This is a genomic window from Blastococcus mobilis, from assembly GCF_900188025.1.
In the GTDB taxonomy this organism is placed as follows: domain Bacteria; phylum Actinomycetota; class Actinomycetes; order Mycobacteriales; family Geodermatophilaceae; genus Blastococcus_B; species Blastococcus_B mobilis.
The window spans coordinates 1-15,763 of sequence record NZ_FZNO01000020.1; the positions used below are offsets into that span (position 1 = coordinate 1).

The 15,763-nt window shown below is 72.4% G+C and carries 16 protein-coding genes; 4 read left to right on the top strand and 12 right to left on the bottom strand.

Features of this window, described 5'->3' with window-relative positions:
• Positions 1–643 precede the first annotated feature (643 nt).
• The 4 genes from CHB94_RS16820 to CHB94_RS16835 form a co-directional block, all read right to left on the bottom strand.
• Complete coding sequence (locus CHB94_RS16820) at positions 644–1,660, bottom strand: C40 family peptidase (protein WP_254920712.1); 1,017 nt, start codon at positions 1,658–1,660, stop codon at positions 644–646.
• 358 nt (positions 1,661–2,018) lie between these two features.
• A complete protein-coding gene (locus CHB94_RS16825; protein WP_089337725.1) occupies positions 2,019–2,321 on the bottom strand; it encodes a hypothetical protein in 303 nt (100 codons plus the stop codon).
• A 305-nt stretch (positions 2,322–2,626) separates the two neighbouring features.
• Entirely contained in the window at positions 2,627–4,006 is a 1,380-nt protein-coding gene (locus tag CHB94_RS16830; protein WP_089337726.1) for a metallopeptidase TldD-related protein, read from the bottom strand.
• Positions 4,003–5,514 (bottom strand): TldD/PmbA family protein, encoded by a 1,512-nt coding sequence (locus CHB94_RS16835; RefSeq protein WP_176445604.1) that lies wholly within the window; start codon positions 5,512–5,514, stop codon positions 4,003–4,005. Before CHB94_RS16835 ends, CHB94_RS16830 begins: the two co-directional genes overlap by 4 nt.
• Positions 5,515–5,645: 131 nt before the next feature.
• Here CHB94_RS16835 and CHB94_RS16840 point away from each other — a divergent pair, with 131 nt between their 5' ends.
• Positions 5,646–6,461 (top strand): MBL fold metallo-hydrolase, encoded by an 816-nt coding sequence (locus CHB94_RS16840; RefSeq protein WP_089337806.1) that lies wholly within the window; start codon positions 5,646–5,648, stop codon positions 6,459–6,461.
• A gap of 75 nt (positions 6,462–6,536) precedes the next feature.
• Here CHB94_RS16840 and CHB94_RS16845 read toward each other — a convergent pair whose 3' ends face one another.
• The 4 genes from CHB94_RS16845 to CHB94_RS26265 all read right to left on the bottom strand — a co-directional run bounded on the left by CHB94_RS16845 (position 6,537) and on the right by CHB94_RS26265 (position 8,188).
• Positions 6,537–7,034, bottom strand: a complete 498-nt coding sequence (locus CHB94_RS16845) for an SRPBCC family protein (RefSeq protein ID WP_089337727.1) — start codon at positions 7,032–7,034, stop codon at positions 6,537–6,539.
• A complete protein-coding gene (locus CHB94_RS26590; RefSeq protein WP_303395989.1) occupies positions 7,031–7,657 on the bottom strand; it encodes an ArsR/SmtB family transcription factor in 627 nt (208 codons plus the stop codon). Before CHB94_RS26590 ends, CHB94_RS16845 begins: the two co-directional genes overlap by 4 nt.
• 114 nt (positions 7,658–7,771) lie before the next feature.
• Positions 7,772–7,966: a hypothetical protein gene (locus CHB94_RS26260; protein WP_254920722.1), complete on the bottom strand. Its 195-nt coding sequence runs from the start codon at positions 7,964–7,966 to the stop codon at positions 7,772–7,774.
• Positions 7,967–8,008: 42 nt separating this feature from the next.
• The gene (locus CHB94_RS26265; RefSeq protein WP_254920713.1) at positions 8,009–8,188 is read right to left on the bottom strand and encodes a hypothetical protein; all 180 of its coding nucleotides are present in this window, start codon (positions 8,186–8,188) and stop codon (positions 8,009–8,011) included.
• 72 nt (positions 8,189–8,260) lie between these two features.
• Here CHB94_RS26265 and CHB94_RS16860 point away from each other — a divergent pair, with 72 nt between their 5' ends.
• Genes CHB94_RS16860 through CHB94_RS16870 form a run of 3 tightly spaced genes read left to right on the top strand, consistent with a single transcriptional unit; the run spans position 8,261 to position 10,244 of the window.
• Positions 8,261–8,953 (top strand): DedA family protein, encoded by a 693-nt coding sequence (locus CHB94_RS16860; RefSeq protein WP_089337728.1) that lies wholly within the window; start codon positions 8,261–8,263, stop codon positions 8,951–8,953.
• Positions 8,950–9,618, top strand: coding sequence for an HAD-IA family hydrolase (locus CHB94_RS16865; protein WP_089337729.1), 669 nt, complete (start codon positions 8,950–8,952; stop codon positions 9,616–9,618). The genes CHB94_RS16860 and CHB94_RS16865 overlap by 4 nt, the downstream gene beginning before the upstream one ends.
• The gene (locus CHB94_RS16870) at positions 9,615–10,244 is read left to right on the top strand and encodes an alpha/beta hydrolase family protein (protein WP_089337730.1); all 630 of its coding nucleotides are present in this window, start codon (positions 9,615–9,617) and stop codon (positions 10,242–10,244) included. Before CHB94_RS16865 ends, CHB94_RS16870 begins: the two co-directional genes overlap by 4 nt.
• A 274-nt stretch (positions 10,245–10,518) precedes the next feature.
• Here the strand turns inward: CHB94_RS16870 and CHB94_RS16875 are convergent, their stop codons facing one another.
• From CHB94_RS16875 to CHB94_RS16890, 4 genes are all read right to left on the bottom strand, one after another.
• Complete coding sequence (locus CHB94_RS16875) at positions 10,519–11,667, bottom strand: SRPBCC family protein (RefSeq protein WP_089337731.1); 1,149 nt, start codon at positions 11,665–11,667, stop codon at positions 10,519–10,521.
• 146 nt (positions 11,668–11,813) lie between these two features.
• Entirely contained in the window at positions 11,814–12,671 is an 858-nt protein-coding gene (locus tag CHB94_RS16880) for an FAD binding domain-containing protein (protein WP_089337732.1), read from the bottom strand.
• Positions 12,668–15,160, bottom strand: coding sequence for a xanthine dehydrogenase family protein molybdopterin-binding subunit (locus CHB94_RS16885; protein WP_089337733.1), 2,493 nt, complete (start codon positions 15,158–15,160; stop codon positions 12,668–12,670). The genes CHB94_RS16880 and CHB94_RS16885 overlap by 4 nt, the downstream gene beginning before the upstream one ends.
• A complete protein-coding gene (locus tag CHB94_RS16890; RefSeq protein ID WP_303395990.1) occupies positions 15,157–15,744 on the bottom strand; it encodes a (2Fe-2S)-binding protein in 588 nt (195 codons plus the stop codon). The genes CHB94_RS16885 and CHB94_RS16890 overlap by 4 nt, the downstream gene beginning before the upstream one ends.
• Positions 15,745–15,763: the final 19 nt, after the last annotated feature.

Consider the following 15,763-nt stretch of genomic DNA (forward strand, 5'->3'; position numbering starts at 1 on the left):
GCACCCGCGGCCGCCCAGGCCCGAGGGCATGCCGGCAACCAACGCCTGCACGACCGCTGGACCCGGCTCGCCGCGCACCACAAGAAGCACACCGTTGCCTGCGTGGCCATCGCCCGCGAACTGGCCGGCTGGTGCTGGTCCCTGGCCACCCTGCCCGACACCTGACCACCGGAGGCACCGGAGCTTGCTCCCGCCCCGCCAGATGCCTGGCGCCGTCCTCGCCGAAGTCAAGGCCAAGCCCTTCGGGTGGCCTGCGGCCAGCCTTGACCCCGGCTGCGGGCGACGCCGCAGGGCAGCGGAGCGGAAGCAACCCGACCGAACACCATCCACCACAGACCTGGCTCGAGTAGGCCACCGACGGGCAGCAGCGCGAGGGGCCTGACCGGCGATTCGGCTGTGAGCCACGCCGTCGACCCACCACACGGATCGACGACGTGACGCTCGACCTCAGACACGCCGAAGCGCCCCTGCCGAACGCCGTCCTGCGGTGACCAACCCGCGCATATCAGCATCGACCGCGCGTCGCACCGACACGCCCACCCCGTCACCACGCCGACTCAAGCCAGCACAAAAACGAGGCGCCGCCAGAGCAGCCAGCCCCGGCGGCGCCCCGCCACGCCCTCTTGACAGGCGACCTCACATATCAGCCGAGGCGGACGCCGAACCGGAAGCCGCGCTGGTCGACGCTGGTGACGGCGACGGGGGACCCGTAGGTGCGGGCGTGCACCATCATCCCGTTGCCGATGTAGAGGCCCACGTGGCTGATCGGCGTGTAGAAGAAGACGAGGTCACCGGCCTGCAACTCCGACCGCGACACCTGGGTCCCCAGCGTCGACTGCGCGCGGCTGGAGTGCGGGAGCGCGATGCCGGCGGCGGCGTAGGCGTAGGACGTCAGGCCCGAGCAGTCGAAGGCGTCCGGTCCGGAGGCCGCGTGCTGGTAGGGGTCCCCGACCTGCGCGAGGGCGGCCTGGATCGCCGCGCCCGCGGCGCCGGGAGGCATCGGCAGGTCCCTCGGCGCCTGCAGCGCGCGGCCGGCCACGGCGGTGGTGACGGCGGCCTGCTCCGCGGCCGACAGCCGGGCGAAGTCGGCCTGGTACGCGGCGACCTTCTTCTGGACCTCGGCCTTCTGCGCGTGGAGCTGCTCCAGGCCGGCCTGTGCCGTCGCCGCCGCCTGGTCCGCCGCCGCCTGGGCCTGCTGGGCGACTGCCTGGGCCGCGGCGACATCGGTGATGACCGTGTTCGTGTGCGCCGCGATGACGTCCAGCGTCGTCATCCGCTGGACCAGCTCGGCGGCGGAGTCGCTCGTGAGGAACGCGGCCACCCGGGACTGGTTCTCCGCCGTGAAGCCGGCCTGGGCGATGGCGCGGATCTGCGGCGCGTAGATGTCCAGCGCCGCACGCGTGGCTGCGGCCTGGGCGGCGGCGTCGGCGGCGGCCTGCTGCTGGGCGGCGACGATGAGCTCGGCCTCGTGCACCTGCTCGTCGATGGCGGTCAGCTGCTGGGCGGCCTCCTGGACGAGTGCCTGCGCGTGCGCGGAGGTGGTGGGGTCGGCCGCGGCCGTGGAGGGCACGAGGACGCCCGTGGCGGCGGCGACCAGCGCTCCGGTCAGGGCGAGGACGGCGCGGCTGCGGCGCCGATCCGCCGTGCGGGTGGACTGCACCGTCGGCCTCCGTGTGCTCGCGCCGGACCCGGGAAGAGGGCCGTTCCATGCGCTCATGACGGACCGTAAGGACTCTGCGTCCGCAGGTTGTGGAAGGCGCGCTGGCCCCTCCGGCGGTGCGTCCCCGCCCGTCACATCCACCCCACGGAGCCCACTCGCCCCTTCCGGAACGCGGTGGGCCGTGCGCCGAAACGCACGATGCGCCCTGGACGCATTCCTCTCGGAATGCGTCCAGGGCGCACCTGGTCGTCCGCCATCGGCCCCGTCGCAGGGGCCCAGTGCGAGCGGTGGGGGCAGGCGGCCCCGTCCCGGGGCCCGCCCGAAGCCCGCGGAGGGCGGGGAGGACGGGGTCCTCTTGTCAGCCGGCGAGCGGCTCCTGCGCCTGCAGGCCGGCAACGGTGTCGAGGTCGCGCAGGATGGCCGAGAGCTCCTCGGCGGTCCACGGCTCGCAGCAGTCGCAGCCGTCCTCGCTGAAGCTCGCCAGGCCGAGCCGGCCGCCGGCCTGGTCCTCCGCGATGGCGAGGTGCCCGGCAACGGGATGACGGTGGCAGGCACAGCCGGAGGCGCAGAGCCCCAGACCCCAGCCGGAGACGACGACCGTACGGCCGTCGTCCCGGACCTTGCCCACCTGGAAGACGGACGGCTTGCGACTCCGGCTCACGGAGTCCTCCCCTCGACAGTCCCGCACGAAGCCAGGACCCGTGTGCACGTAGCGGATGAACTGAACGGGATATCGGCAGGATCCGAGCGGTCCTGGATCCTGGCGCCGGCATCGCGTTCCACGTCGGGAGGAGGCGTGTCGCTCCTCCCAGAACTCAGCGTATTGAGCCGAGCACGCCTCGTCGCCGTCATTACTCACCACGGTCAGGCACGACGGTTGTCGCAACTGCACGGGGTCGGATTCGCTCCGGTGACGGGTGTGACGGAAGGGGTCCGTCGGCGGTCCGCTTCCTCTTCCCGGCCCCGTCAGCTGGCCGGACTGACGCTGCTCATGTTGAAGTCCGGCACTCGCAGCGGCGGCATCGCGCACCGGGTGAACCAGTCGTTCCACTCGCGCGGCAGCGTGCGCTCGGTCCGGCCCGCCTCGACCGCCCGCCCCAGCAGGTCGACCGGCGACTCGTTGAACCGGAAGTTGTTCACCGCCCCGGTCACCTCGCCGTTCTCCACGAGGAAGACGCCGTCCCGGGTCAGTCCGGTGAGGAGCAGGGTCTGCGGATCGACCTCGCGGATGTACCACAGCGTGGTGAGGAGCAGGCCGCGATCGGTCGCCGCCAGCATCTCCTCCTGCGTGGCGGTGGCGTTCGGGTCCTCGAGAAGCAGGTTGTCCAGGGACGCGGTCGCCGGCGCCGTGGTGCGCAGGGCCCACGCGCGGGGGCGGATCAGGTTCGCGAGGACGCCGTCCTCGATCCAGTTCACCGCCGGGCTGGCCATGCCGTTGTCGAACACCGAGGCCGAGCCGGACGAGGCCCTCACCACCTGGAACGGCGCGGTCTCCAGGCCCGGCGCGTGCGGGTCGCTGCGCAGCGTCAAGGGCAGCGCCGCCAGCCGCTCCCCCACCCGGTTGCCGCCGCCGGGCCGGGCGAAGACGTTGCGGCCCTCGTCGGCGTCCCGCGCCTCCATCGTCCAGTAGAGGTAGATCATCAGGTCGCTGACGGCCGACGGCGGCAGCAGCGTCTCGTACCGTCCGGCGGGCAGCTCCACGCGACGCCGCGACCACTCCATCTTGCGGCGGACGTCGGCGGCGAGGTCGGCCACCGAGACGTCCCGGAAGTCGCGCGTCCCGACGCCCGCCCACACCGACCGGCTGAAGTCCGGGCTCTTGCCGTTGAGCTCCACCCGGCCGGTGGGCTGGTCGTGCCGCAGCCGCAGGCCGGTCGTGCTGCCGAGGTACGTCGTCGCCATCTGGTGCTCGGCGAACCCGAAGAGCAGCTCGTCGCGGTCGCGGGCCTCGCCGAAGGCCTGCCCGAGGTCGGGGGCGAACTCCGCGAACACCCCGATCGAGGTCTCGGCCGCGGGGGCGTCCCAGTCACCGTTCCCGGGCGGCACGTCGCTGATCAGCGGGACCGCGTCCTCCGCGGGGCCCGCGTCGCGGGCGGCCTGCTCGCTCGCCGCGACCAGCTCGGCGACGTCCGGCGTCCCGGTGCGGGTCACCGTCCCGGCGGCCATGCCGGCACCGCCGTCGACGAAGGAGATGACGACCATGCGGCGGGAGCGCATCGCGCCATTGGTCGTGAGGCTGTTGGCCGCCCAGCGGAGGTTGGCCTCGGAGCTCTCGACGACGAAGGTGATCTGGTCGTCGACCGTCGACTTCGCCAGCGCCTGCTCGACCAGGTCCTGCGGGGTCATCGACCGGCCTCCTGGACGGTGTTGAGGATGTTCACGCCTTCGAACAGCGCCGTGGGGCAGCCGTGGCTGACCGGTGCGGTCTGGCCGGGCTGGGCCTTGCCGCAGTTCATCGCGCCGCCCAGCACGTAGGTCTGCGGGCCGCCGACCACCGACATCGATCCCCAGAAGTCCGTCGTCGTCGCCTGGTAGGCGACGTCGCGCACCTGCCCGGCGAGCCGGCCACCCTCGATCCGGTAGAACCGCTGGCCGGTGAACTGGAAGTTGTAGCGCTGCATGTCGATCGACCAGCTCTTGTCGCCGACGACGTAGATGCCGTGCTCGACGCCCGCGATGAGCTCCTCCGTCGACGGGCCGGCCGGGTCGGGGCGCAGGGAGACGTTGGCCATCCGCTGCACCGGCACGTGGCCCGGCGAGTCGGCGAAGGCGCACCCGTTGGAGCGTGGCAGGCCGCGCAGCCGGGCCATGTTCCGGTCGATCTGGTAGCCGACCAGGACGCCGTCCTTCACGATGTCCCACTCCTGGCCGGCGACGCCTTCGTCGTCCCAGCCGACCGTCGACAGCCCGTGCGTCGCGGTCCGGTCGCCGGTCACGTTCATCAGCGGGGAGCCGTACCGCAGGGTCCCGAGCTTGTCGACGGTGGCGAACGACGTGCCCGCGTAGGCCGCCTCGTAGCCCAGCGCTCGGTCGAGCTCGGTGGCGTGCCCGATCGACTCGTGGATGGTCAGCCACAGGTTGGAGGGGTCGACGACGAGGTCGTGCCGGCCGGCCCGGACCGACGGTGCCTTCGTCTTCTCGCGGAGCAGCTCGGGGATCTCGGCCAGCTCGGCGCGCCAGTCCCAGCCGGTGCCGGTCAGGTACTCCCACCCGCGGCCCACCGGCGGGGCGAGCGTGCGCATGCTCTCGAACGAGCCGGTCGCCCGGTCGACGGTCAGTGCGGTGAACTCCGGCTGGATGCGGACCCGCTGCTGGCGGGTGCGGGTGCCGGCGGTGTCCGCGTAGTACTTCTGCTCCTTCACGTGCATGCAGCGCGTCTCGACGTGCTCGACGCCGTCGGCGGCCAGCAGCTGCTCGGAGAGGTCGGTCAGCAGGCCCGACTTCTCCGCGTCCGGCACGTCGAACGGGTCGAGGTCGTAGTCGGAGACCCACACCGCGTCGCGGTACACCGGTTCGGGAGCGAGCTCGACGTGATCGGTGTTGATCGACGCGGAGACCTGTGCCACGGCGACGGCCTCCTCGGCCAGCCGGACGGCCTCGGCCGCGGTCAGGACGACGCCGGCGGCGAAACCCCAGGTGCCCTCGTGCACCACCCGGACGGCCAGCCCGAGGTCCTCGGCGTCGCTGAAGGCCTCCGGGCGGGCGTCGCGCAGGCTGATCAGCTGCGTGCGGATCCGCTCCACCCGGATGTCGGCGTGCTCGCAGCCCAGGTCCACGGCCCGGGTGAGCGCGGCGTCGGTGAGCGCGGACAGCGGCAGGGCGAGGAAGGACTCGTCGATGGAGCGTGCTGACACGCGCCCTTGTCTACCAGCCGACGCAGCCGTGCCCACGAGATCTGCACGGTCGTGGCGATCAGGGGCCGATGGCCACGAGTGTGCAGATCTCGCGGTGTCGGACGGGTTCGTCCGCGGGTATGCGCCGCCGCATGGCCGAGCCTGCGGACGACGTGACGATGACCTTCGGCGGAACCGCGACGATGCTGCTGCGCATCGGCGCGTTCACGCTGCTCACCGATCCCAACTTCCTGCACCGGGGGCAGCGCGCCTACCTCGGCAACGGACTGTGGACCAAGCGGCTGACCGACCCCGCGCTGCAGCCGACGCAGCTGCCGGCGCTCGACGGCATCCTGCTGTCGCACATGCACGGCGACCACTGGGACCGGATCGCCACCGCGCGACTGGACAAGACGACGCCCGTCGTCACCACGGAGGACGCGGCCAAGCGGCTGAAGCGCCGGGGGTTCGCCGCGACCGCGGATCTGAAGCCGTGGCAGACGCACGAGTTCACCCGGGGCACCGACATCCTGCGGATCACCTCGGTCCCCGGCGTCCACGGCCCTGGCCCGCTCGCCAAACTCCTCCCGCCGGTGATGGGCAGCGTGCTGGAGCTGATCCGAGGTGGCGTCGCGGGGTCGGAGGTGACCTGGCGTGGCTACATCTCCGGCGACACCCTCTATCGGCCCTTCCTCGGCGAGGTCCTGGAGCGCTGCGGGCCACTGGACGTCGTGATCCCGCATCTGGGCGGGACCAAGGCACTGGGCTTGACCGTCACCATGGACGCGCGTCAGGGCGCGGACCTCGTGGAGCTGCTGAAGCCGCCGGTCACCGTGCCGGTCCACTACGACGACTACGACCGGTTCAAGTCCCCGCTCGGCGACTTCCTGGTCGAGGTCGGCCGGCGACAACTGCCCGGTGAGCTGCGCCCGGTCCAGCGCGGCGACACCATCTCGCTCCGCCCCTGACCGCGACGCGCGAGATCTGCACGGTGGTGGCCGTCAGGGCTGCGGACCACCGGTGCGCAGATCTCGCGGATCGGGTCAGCCGCGCGCGAGCAGCTCGTCGAGCTTCTCGTAGCCCTCGTTGACGCCGACCTCCATGCCGCTGGCCACGAAGGCGTCCCGGTCGGCGAAGGAGTCGACCAGCGACGTCGCGGTCAGCCGGGTGCGGCCGTCGCCGAGGTCCTCGAGGACCAGCTTCTCCAGGGCGACGCCGTCGGGCATCCCCTCCAAGGTGAAGGTCTGCACGATCAGCTCGTCGGGCCGCACCTCGTGGAAGCTGCCGTAGAAGCCGTACTCCTGGCCCTCCTGGATCGACACGTGGCGCCAGGAGCCGCCGGTGCGGCAGTCCCAGTGGTCGATGCGGTTCTGCGTGCTGTTCGGGCCCATCCACTGCGCGACCAGCTCGGGGTCGGTGTGGGCGCGGAAGACCAACTTCCGCGGAGCGTCGAACTCGCGGGTGATCCGCACGAGCGGGACGTCGGGGTCGGCGACGATCTGGGTCTCGTGGTGCCGCGTCTGGTTGCCGGTGCCGGTCATGACGGCGTTCCTTCCTGAGGTGATCGGGCGGGGTGCTGCGTTGCGGCGTCCGGCATGGAGCGCAGGACGTCGTCCAGCCGGCGGTAGCGCTCCTCGGCCTGACGCCGGTAGCGCTCGATCCACTTGGTCATCAGGTCGAAGACATTCGCCTCGAGGTGCACCGGGCGGCGCTGGGCCTCGCGGCTCCGGCTCACCAGGCCGGCGTCCTCCAGCACCTTGAGGTGCTTCGAGACGGCCTGAACCGTCACGTCGTAGGGCGCGGCGAGCTCGTTGACCGTGGCGTCACCGACCGCGAGCCGCGCCACGATGTCCCGCCGGGTGGGGTCGGCCAGCGCCGAGAACACCCGGGAGAGCGGATCTGCCGCCACGTTCTTCCTCCTCGTACTCAACCTTTCGGTTGAAAAAGAGGTTAGAGCGACGCCCGCCGTGTGGTCAACCTCTCGGTTGAAGAAGGGGCAGCGAGCTGAGAGCCGGGCGGCGACGTCCCGCCGGAGGGCGTCGGTGTCCACGGTGGTGGACGCGGAGTCCCGGACCACCTGGCGGCCGCCGACCCGGACGTCCCGGACGTGCTGCCCCGAGCCCGACCACACCAGGTGGGCGAGCACGTCGGAGGGGTCCCCCACCGGCTGGAGGACCAGGCTCCTGCTGTCGACGTGCACCAGGTCGGCCCGCCGGCCCGCCTCGAGCTGTCCCAGGTCCGGCCGGCCGATCGCCTCGGCCGCTGCGCCGGTGGCCAGTCAGCTCGCTTCGGCGGCGGTCAGCGCCGTCACCGAGCGCCCGGCCAGCCGGGCGAGGGACGTGTCCACCCGCAGGTCGGCTCCGTCGTTGGACGCCGGGCCGTCGGTCCCCACCCGCATACCCCGGCCGAGCATGGCGCGCAGCGGGGCGACCCCGCTGGCCAGCTTGGCGTTGCTCGCCGGGCAGGCCGTCACCCTGCCCCCGGAACAGCACCATCGGCGCGTGGAAGTGGATGTTCACCAGCCCCGGCACAGGACGCCGGACAGCTCGACGAGCTCGGCGTCGTCTGCGGGCGGGGCCTCGGCGGCCGGCCCCACCCAGCGGATCGTGCCGCCGTCCACGTCGACCACGACGTCCGGGACGACGGTGCCGGCACGGTCCCCCACGACGCCGGCGCGGGCGGTGAGCCGGTGCATGCATTCCGAATCCAGTGGCGCCCTCGCTGTGCAGCGCAGCGGCTGACGGGACCCGCCGATACCGTGGAGCCCATGTCACTCCTCGCCGCCGCTGCATCCGACGAGGGCGGGATTACGGGCTTCCTGCTGGACCTGGTCGACAGGCTCGGCGCGGTCGGGGTCGGCCTCAGCATCCTGGCCGAGACCGTCATCCCGCCGATCCCCAGCGAGGCGGTGCTCGGGCTGGCCGGTGTGCTCATCAACGAGGGTCGGATGTCCGTCGTCCCGGTGGTTCTCTTCGCCACCCTGGGCTCGATCCTCGGCGCGATCTTCTTCTACTACGTCGGCCTGGCGCTGGGCCCGCGTCGCTCGCACGCATTCCTCGACCGGCTTCCGCTGGTGGAGACCGCGGACGTCGACAAGACCTTCGCGTGGTTCGAACGGCACGGGCGGTCCGCGGTGTTCTTCGGTCGCATGGTGCCGATCGTGCGGAGCTTCATCTCGGTGCCGGCCGGTGTCGTGCGGATGCCGTTCGGCCAGTTCCTGGTCTTCACCGCCGCGGGCAGCCTGATCTGGAACACCCTGCTCATCGGCCTGGGGGTAGCGGCCGGCGACTTCGTGCGCGACAACCTCAAGTACCTGGACTACGCGCTCGTCGCCGCCGTCGCGCTCGGCATCGGCTACCTGGTCTACAAGCGGGCCAAGGACGTCCGCCGGCACCGGCGAGCGCGGGCCACGGGGCGGGGTGCCGACGACGCCGAGCCCGCGGCCGACCGACTGCCATGACTCGCGTCCGCCCCGAGGTCGTCGCCTTCGACGTCAACGAGACGCTGCTCGACCTGGCACCCGTCCGCGCGGCGCTGATCGAGGCCGGCCGCCCGGGCGAGCTGTTGCGCCCCGTCTTCGGCCGCACCCTGCTCATCGGGTTCGCCACGAGCATGACCGGTGGCTGGTGCCGGTTCCGGGAGGCGTTCGACGACGCGCTCGCCCAGGAGACCGACCTGGATCCGGCCCGCCGCGCGACCATCGCCGACGCCTTCGGCGAGCTCACCCCGCACCCCGACGTCGAACCGGCGATGCGCCGGCTGACCGAGGCCGGGATCCGGGTGATCACCCTGACGCACGGCTCCCCCGGCGTGGCCGAGGCCGGCCTGACCCGGGGCGGCATCACCTCGCTGGTGGAGTATTCCCTCTCCAGCGAGACCATCCGGGCGTGGAAGCCTGCGCGCGAGGTCTACCTCTGGGCTGCCGGGCGGTGCGGCGTCGCCCCGGACCGGATGGCCCTGGTGGCCGCGCACGGCTGGGACGTGCTCGGCGCGCAGCGAGCGGGGCTGACCGGGGCCTGGTTCCCCCGCGTGGAACAGGCCTATCCCGCGGCCTTCGAGGCGCCGCACGTCCTCGCGCCCGACCTTGCCGGTGCCGTCGACGGTCTGCTCGCCCTCCCGGCGTGAGCGAGCTCCGCGAGATCGACACCCCCCTGGGCCCGGCCAGGGCGCACGTCACGGACGGCAGGGGGAGCAGCGGCACCCTCGTCCTGGGCCACGGCGCCGGGGGCGGGGTCGAGTCGGTGGACCTGGTCGGGGTCACGTCGGAGGCCGCGGGGGCCGGTTGGCGCGTCGTACGCGTGGAGCAGCCGTGGCGGGTGGCCGGCAAGCGGATCGCGGCGGCACCGCCCAAGCTCGACGAGGGCTGGCGCGCGGTGCTCGAGCGGCTCCGCGCCGACGACGTGCTCAGCGGCCCGCTCGTGCTCGGAGGCCGCAGCGCGGGGGCGCGGGTCGCCTGCCGTACGGCGGCTGAGCACGGCGCCGACGGCGTACTGGCGCTGGCGTTCCCGCTCCACCCTCCCGGCAGACCGGAGAAGAGCCGAGCCGCCGAGCTGACCGCCGTCCCCGTCCCGCTGGTCGTCGTGCAGGGTGAGACCGATGCCTTCGGGAGCCCGGAGGAGGTGGCCGCTGTCCTCGACGGGCAGAAGGGCGCATCGGTCTACGCCGTCCCCGGCGACCACTCCCTCAAGAAGAACGTCGCGGTCGTCGCCGCCGCCGCGATGTCCTGGCTCGGCGAGCTCACCGCTTCCTGAGAACGGGTTCCGGGTTACCTCGGCGACGGACGGGCTACGGCTCGACGTCCAGCGAGGTGACCGTCACCCCGACGCCGAAACCACCACCCTCGAACGCATGAGCGGATCCACGGGCCGGGTCTGACAGCTTCGGGATGTCTGACCCACCGATACCGGCAGATCAGACCTCTACGACCGCGCATCCCGCCCGGTCGAGGAGTAAGCCCGTGCGGACGCACACGAGCAGCGCCGGCCAGCGATCTGCGAGCCGCTGCGCTGATCGACCTGCGGGAGGTCAGCCCCGCCGGCGACGGCGGCGCCGCACCAGCAGGGCGATCAGCAGAACGGCACCGGCCACCCCCGCGGCCGGAGCCGCGTACCGCGCCATGGCCGCACCGCCGGCGACCTCGAGCAGGTCGATGGGTTCGGGCTCCTCCTGCGGGCGCGTCACCACGCTGGGACCGGCGGAGGGCACGGTGCGCACCGGGCCGCCAGAGGCGGCCTTCCGCGGCGGTGCGGTGGGTCCGCTCGGCGGGCCGCTCGGTGCCTTCGCGGTCGGAGCGTTGGCGGCGGCGGCGCTCTCGGACGAGGCCGGGATCCGGTCTCCCGGTGCGGGCACGGCCGTGATGGGAGAGGTCTCGGCGGGGGCTGCCTTTGCCGGGGACGCCTTTGCCGGCGCTGCCTTTGCCGGGGCTCCCTTCGCCGGGGACGCCTTGGCCGGGGCTGCCTTCGCGGTCCTCTGCGGAGCTGCCTCGGTGGGCGCGGCCTTCTCGGCCGAGGTGTTCGTGTCCGCCTCGACCGCGCTGGTGACGCTGACCTTGTCCGTGGCCGCGGCTGCGGCCTTCTTCGTCCCCGCGGCCGCCTTCTTCACGGCCTTGCCGGCTGCACCGTCGCCGGCGGCCTGCTCCGCAGAGGCGGCGATCTCCTCGACCGCGCCGGTCGCCGTCGCCGCTGCCTTCTGCGCCGCGGTCTTCGCCCGGGCGGCATCACCCTGGGCGTCACCCTGGCCGAGCTGGGCCGCCAGCTTGTCGGCGAACTGGCCGAGCAGCTTGTTGCCCACGTCGGTCATGACGCCGCGGCCGAACTGCGCGGGGCGACCGGTGATGTTGAGGTCGGTCAGCACGTCGACGCGCGTGATGGAGCCCTCCGCCTGCAGTTTCGCCGTCACCGTCGCGGCGGCGGTGCCGTTGCCGCGCTGGTCCTTGCCCTTGGCGTCGATGACGGCGGTGTGTGCGGCCTCGTCCTTCTCGACGAAGGAGGCCTTGCCCTGGTAGGTCAGGTTGATCGGCCCGAGCTTGACCTTCACCCGCCCGGTGAAGTCGTCGCCGGCGACCGAATCGAGCGCCGCCCCGGGCATGCACGGCGCGATGCGCTCGATGTCGAGGAGCACCCGCCAGGCCTCGTCGACGGGAACGGGCACGGTGAACGAGTTCTCCAGTTGCACGGGCTGACCTCCTGGAGGGTGCGCACCGGCCGGCCCGCCCAGGAGTGGGGGGGCCGGCCGGTACGGACGGTTACGGACCCTGCGGCCCCGTTCAGGGCACCGCCCCGAGCGTGCGAGGGGTGGGGAGAACGGGGTCCTTCTGGAAACTACAGCCCGGCGGCCACCGTCACCGCACGGCGCGTGAGCACGGTGGCGAGGTGCTGCCGGTAGTCGGCCTGGGCGTTGAGATCGCTGCTCGGGCTGGTGCCCTCCGCCGCGTGCTCGGCAGCCGCGGCGACCGCCTCGCCGGTCGCCTCGACGTCGACCAGCGCCGCCTCCACCGCGTGCGCGCGCAACGGCGTCGGGCCCATGTTGGTCAGCCCGATGCGCGCCTCGGCGATCCGTCCCTCCTCCCGGCGGACCACCGCGGCCACCGCGACGATCGACCAGGCCTGCGCCACCCGGTTGAACTTCTCGTAGCGCATGCCCCAGGTGCCCCCGAGCTTCGGGACGCGGACCTCGACGAGCAGCTCCCCCTCCTCGAGCGCGGTGGTCAGGTAGTCGACGAAGAACTCCGTCGCGGGGACGGTCCGCCGACCCTGGAGCCCGGCGATCACGAACTCCGCGTCCAGGGCCAGTGCCACCGCCGGCAGGTCACCGGCCGGGTCGGCGTGCGCCAGGGCGCCGCCGAAGGTGCCCCGGTGCCGCACCTGCCGGTCGGCGACCGTCCCCGTCGCCTCGGCGATGAGCGGCGCGTACCGGGCGATCAGCGGGTCGGAGAGGACGTCGGAGTGCGTCGTCATCGCGCCGATGACGATCGCGTCCTCCTCCTCGCGGACCCCCCGCAGCTCGGCGACCCTGGTCAGGTCGACGACGGTCTCGGGGGCGGCCAGCCGCAGCCGCATGACCGGGATGAGCGACTGCCCGCCGGCGAGGATCTTCACGTCCTCCCCACCGGAGGCGACGGCCTCCAGCGCCTCGTCGACCGTCGTCGGGCGGGCGTAGGCGAACGGTGCGGGAATCATCGGTCGCCTCCCAGCGAGGACTCGTCGGTGGACACGCCCGTGGTGGTCTCGGTCGAGGCCCCGCCCCACGCGACGGTGCCCGCGGTGGCGCGACCCCCGCCGTCCCCGCCCTGGTGGATGGCCCGCCAGACCCGTTCCGGCGTGAGCGGCATGAGGATGTCCGACACGCCCAGGTGCCGGACGGCGTCGAGTGCCGCGTTCACCACGGCGGGGGTGCTGGCGATGCAGCCGGCCTCGCCGACCCCCTTGGCGCCGATCGGGTTCCCCGGTGCGGCATGGACGGTGTTGCCGGTGTCGAAGTGCGGCAGGTCCGCGGCCGAGGGCACCAGGTAGTCGACGAACGTGCCGGTCGTGAGGTTGCCGTCGGCGTCGTACACCGCCTCCTCGTACAGCGCCTGCGCGATGCCCTGGGCGAGGCCGCCGTGCACCTGTCCCTCGACGATCAGCGGGTTCACGACCACCCCGACGTCGTCCACCGACGCGTACTTGCGGATCTTCACCATGCCCGTCTCGGTGTCGACCTCCATGGCGCAGATGTGCGTGCCGTGGGGGAAGGAGAAGTTCACCGGGTCGAAGGTCGCCTCGGCGTCGATCGACGGTTCCATGCCCTCGGGGAAGTTGTGCGCCGCGAAGGTGGCCAGCGCTATCTCCTGGATGGACAGCCCGGTGCCCGGGGTGCCCCGCACCGAGAAGGTGCCGCCGGAGAACTCGAGGTCGTCCTCGTCGGCCTCGAGCATGTGGGCGGCGACCCGGCGGGCCTTCGCGACCACCTTGTCCGCCGCCTTCATGACCGCCGCTCCGCCGACGACCAGCGAGCGGGAACCGTAGGTGTCCAGGCCGCGCGGGGAGACGGAGGTGTCGCCGTGCAGCACCTCGACGTCCTCGAACGGCACACCGAGGGAGTCGGCGACGAGCTGGCTCCACGCCGTCTCGTGCCCCTGACCGTGCGGCGTGGAGCCGGTGACCACCTCGACCTTGCCGGTCGGCAGCATCCGGATGGACGCGTTCTCCCAGCCGCCCGCCCCGTAGGAGAGCGACCCCAGCACTCGCGAGGGCGCCAGCCCGCACATCTCGGTGAAGGTGGAGAAGCCGATGCCGAGCTGCACCGGGTCACCCGACTCCCGGCGACGGCGCTGCTCCTCGCGCAGCTCGGCGTAGCCGATCAGCTCGAGGGCCTGCCGGGTAGCAGTCTCGTAGTCGCCGCTGTCGTACTCCAGCCCGGCCACGGTGGTGAACGGGAACTCCTCGGCGTTGATCCAGTTCTTGCGGCGCAGCTCCAGCGGATCCATGCCCAGCTCGACGGCGAGCTCGTCCATGATCCGTTCGACGGCGAACGTCGCCTCGGGCCGACCGGCGCCGCGGTAGGCGTCGGTGGGCACCTTGTTGGTGAAGATTCCGCGGCACTCGAAGCGGTAGGCCGGGAACTTGTAGATGCCGGTGAACATGAACGCGCCCAGCACCGGCACACCCGGGGTGACCAGGCGCAGATAGGCGCCCATGTCGGCGAGGATGCGGCAGCGCAGCCCCTTCACGTTGCCCTCGCGGTCGGCGGCGATGTCGATGTACTGGATCTGGTCGCGGCCGTGGTGGGCCGACATCAGCGACTCGCTGCGCGTCTCGGTCCACTTGACCGGCTTCCCCAGGCGCCGGGCGACGAGGAGGCTGAGCACCTCCTCGGGCGTGACCTGCAGCTTGCCCCCGAAGCCGCCGCCCACGTCGGGCGCGACCACCCGCAGCTTGTGCTCCGGGACGCCGGTCACCATCGCCAGCATCACCCGCAGGATGTGCGGGACCTGCGTGGAGGACCACAGGGTGTAGTTGTCGCCCTGCGGCTGGACCACGACCGAGCGCGGTTCCATGAACGCCGGGATGAGCCGCTGCTGGACGAACCGGCGGCTGACGACGACGTCGGCGTCGGCGAACGCCTGCTCGGTGTCCACGCCCGTGCCGGCGTCCCCGGCGTCGAAGACGAAGGTGAAGCTCTCGTTCGACTCCAGGTGGTCGTGGCAGAGGCCGGTTCCCTGGGCCACGGCCTGCTCCATGTCCAGCACCGGCGGCAGCAGGTCGTAATCGACGTCGACGAGCTCGACGGCGTCCTGCGCGGCGCTCTTCGTGCGCCCCACGATGACGGCGACGGCCTCGCCGACGTGGTTGACCTCGTCGACGGCCACCGAGGGGTGCCCGGGGTTGACCATGTCCGGGGTGACCGGCCAGGCGCAGGGGATGGAGCCCTGCTCCTCCTTGAAGTCCTGTCCGCTGAAGACGGCGACGACGCCCGGCGCCTCCCGGGCCGCACTGAGGTCGACGTTCGTGATCTTCGCGTGCGCGACGGGGCTGCGGACGACGGCGAGGTGCAGCATCCCGGGCAGCACCATGTTGTCGGTCCAGGTCGTGCGGCCGGTGATCAGCCGGGCGTCCTCCTTGCGGCGGCGCGCCTTGCCGATCTCCTTCTCGGGGGTGGCCGTGGTCGGCTCCTCTGCGAGGGTCACGACTGCACCACCACGTGGGGAGCAGCCGCGGTGTCGACGACGGCCGGCGAGACGTGCCCGTTGCCGGCCGCCTCACCGCTGGAGGCGCTGTCGCTGGAGGTGGTGTCGCTGGAGGCGCTGCCGCTCATCTCCGCTGCTGCCTGCTGCACCGCGCGGACGATGTTCTGGTAGCCGGTACACCGGCAGAGATTGCCCTCGATGCCCTCGCGGACCTCGTCCTCGCTGGGCGCCGGGTTGTCCTTCAGCAGGTCGATGGAGGCCATGATCATCCCCGGCGTGCAGAACCCGCACTGGAGTCCGTGCATCTCGTGGAAGGCCTTCTGCACCGGGTGGAGGCTGCCGTTCTCCGAGATGCCCTCGATGGTCGTCACCTCGCTGCCGTCGGCCTGGACGGCGAAGACGGTGCAGCTCTTCACGGCCTCGCCGTCGAGGTGGACGGTGCAGGCGCCGCAGTTGCTGGTGTCGCAGCCGACGACGGTGCCCACCTTGCCGAGCTGCTCACGCAGGTAGTGGACGAGGAGTGTCCGTGGTTCGACGTCGTCGCTGTAGGACGCGCCGTCGACCCGCACGGAGATCCGGGTCACGAGAGGTCCTCGCCGGTGC

Bases quoted from the DNA above. Each gene is read 5' to 3' on its own strand.
- CHB94_RS16865 (WP_089337729.1), top strand. From the start codon at position 8,950: ATGACTCGCGTCCGCCCCGAGGTCGTCGCCTTCGACGTCAACGAGACG.
- CHB94_RS16860 (WP_089337728.1), top strand. From the start codon at position 8,261: ATGTCACTCCTCGCCGCCGCTGCATCCGACGAGGGCGGGATTACGGGC.
- CHB94_RS16840 (WP_089337806.1), top strand. From the start codon at position 5,646: ATGGCCGAGCCTGCGGACGACGTGACGATGACCTTCGGCGGAACCGCG.
- CHB94_RS16830 (WP_089337726.1), bottom strand. From the start codon at position 4,006: ATGACCCCGCAGGACCTGGTCGAGCAGGCGCTGGCGAAGTCGACGGTC.
- CHB94_RS16880 (WP_089337732.1), bottom strand. From the start codon at position 12,671: ATGATTCCCGCACCGTTCGCCTACGCCCGCCCGACGACGGTCGACGAG.
- CHB94_RS16845 (WP_089337727.1), bottom strand. From the start codon at position 7,034: ATGACCGGCACCGGCAACCAGACGCGGCACCACGAGACCCAGATCGTC.
- CHB94_RS26265 (WP_254920713.1), bottom strand. From the start codon at position 8,188: ATGCACCGGCTCACCGCCCGCGCCGGCGTCGTGGGGGACCGTGCCGGC.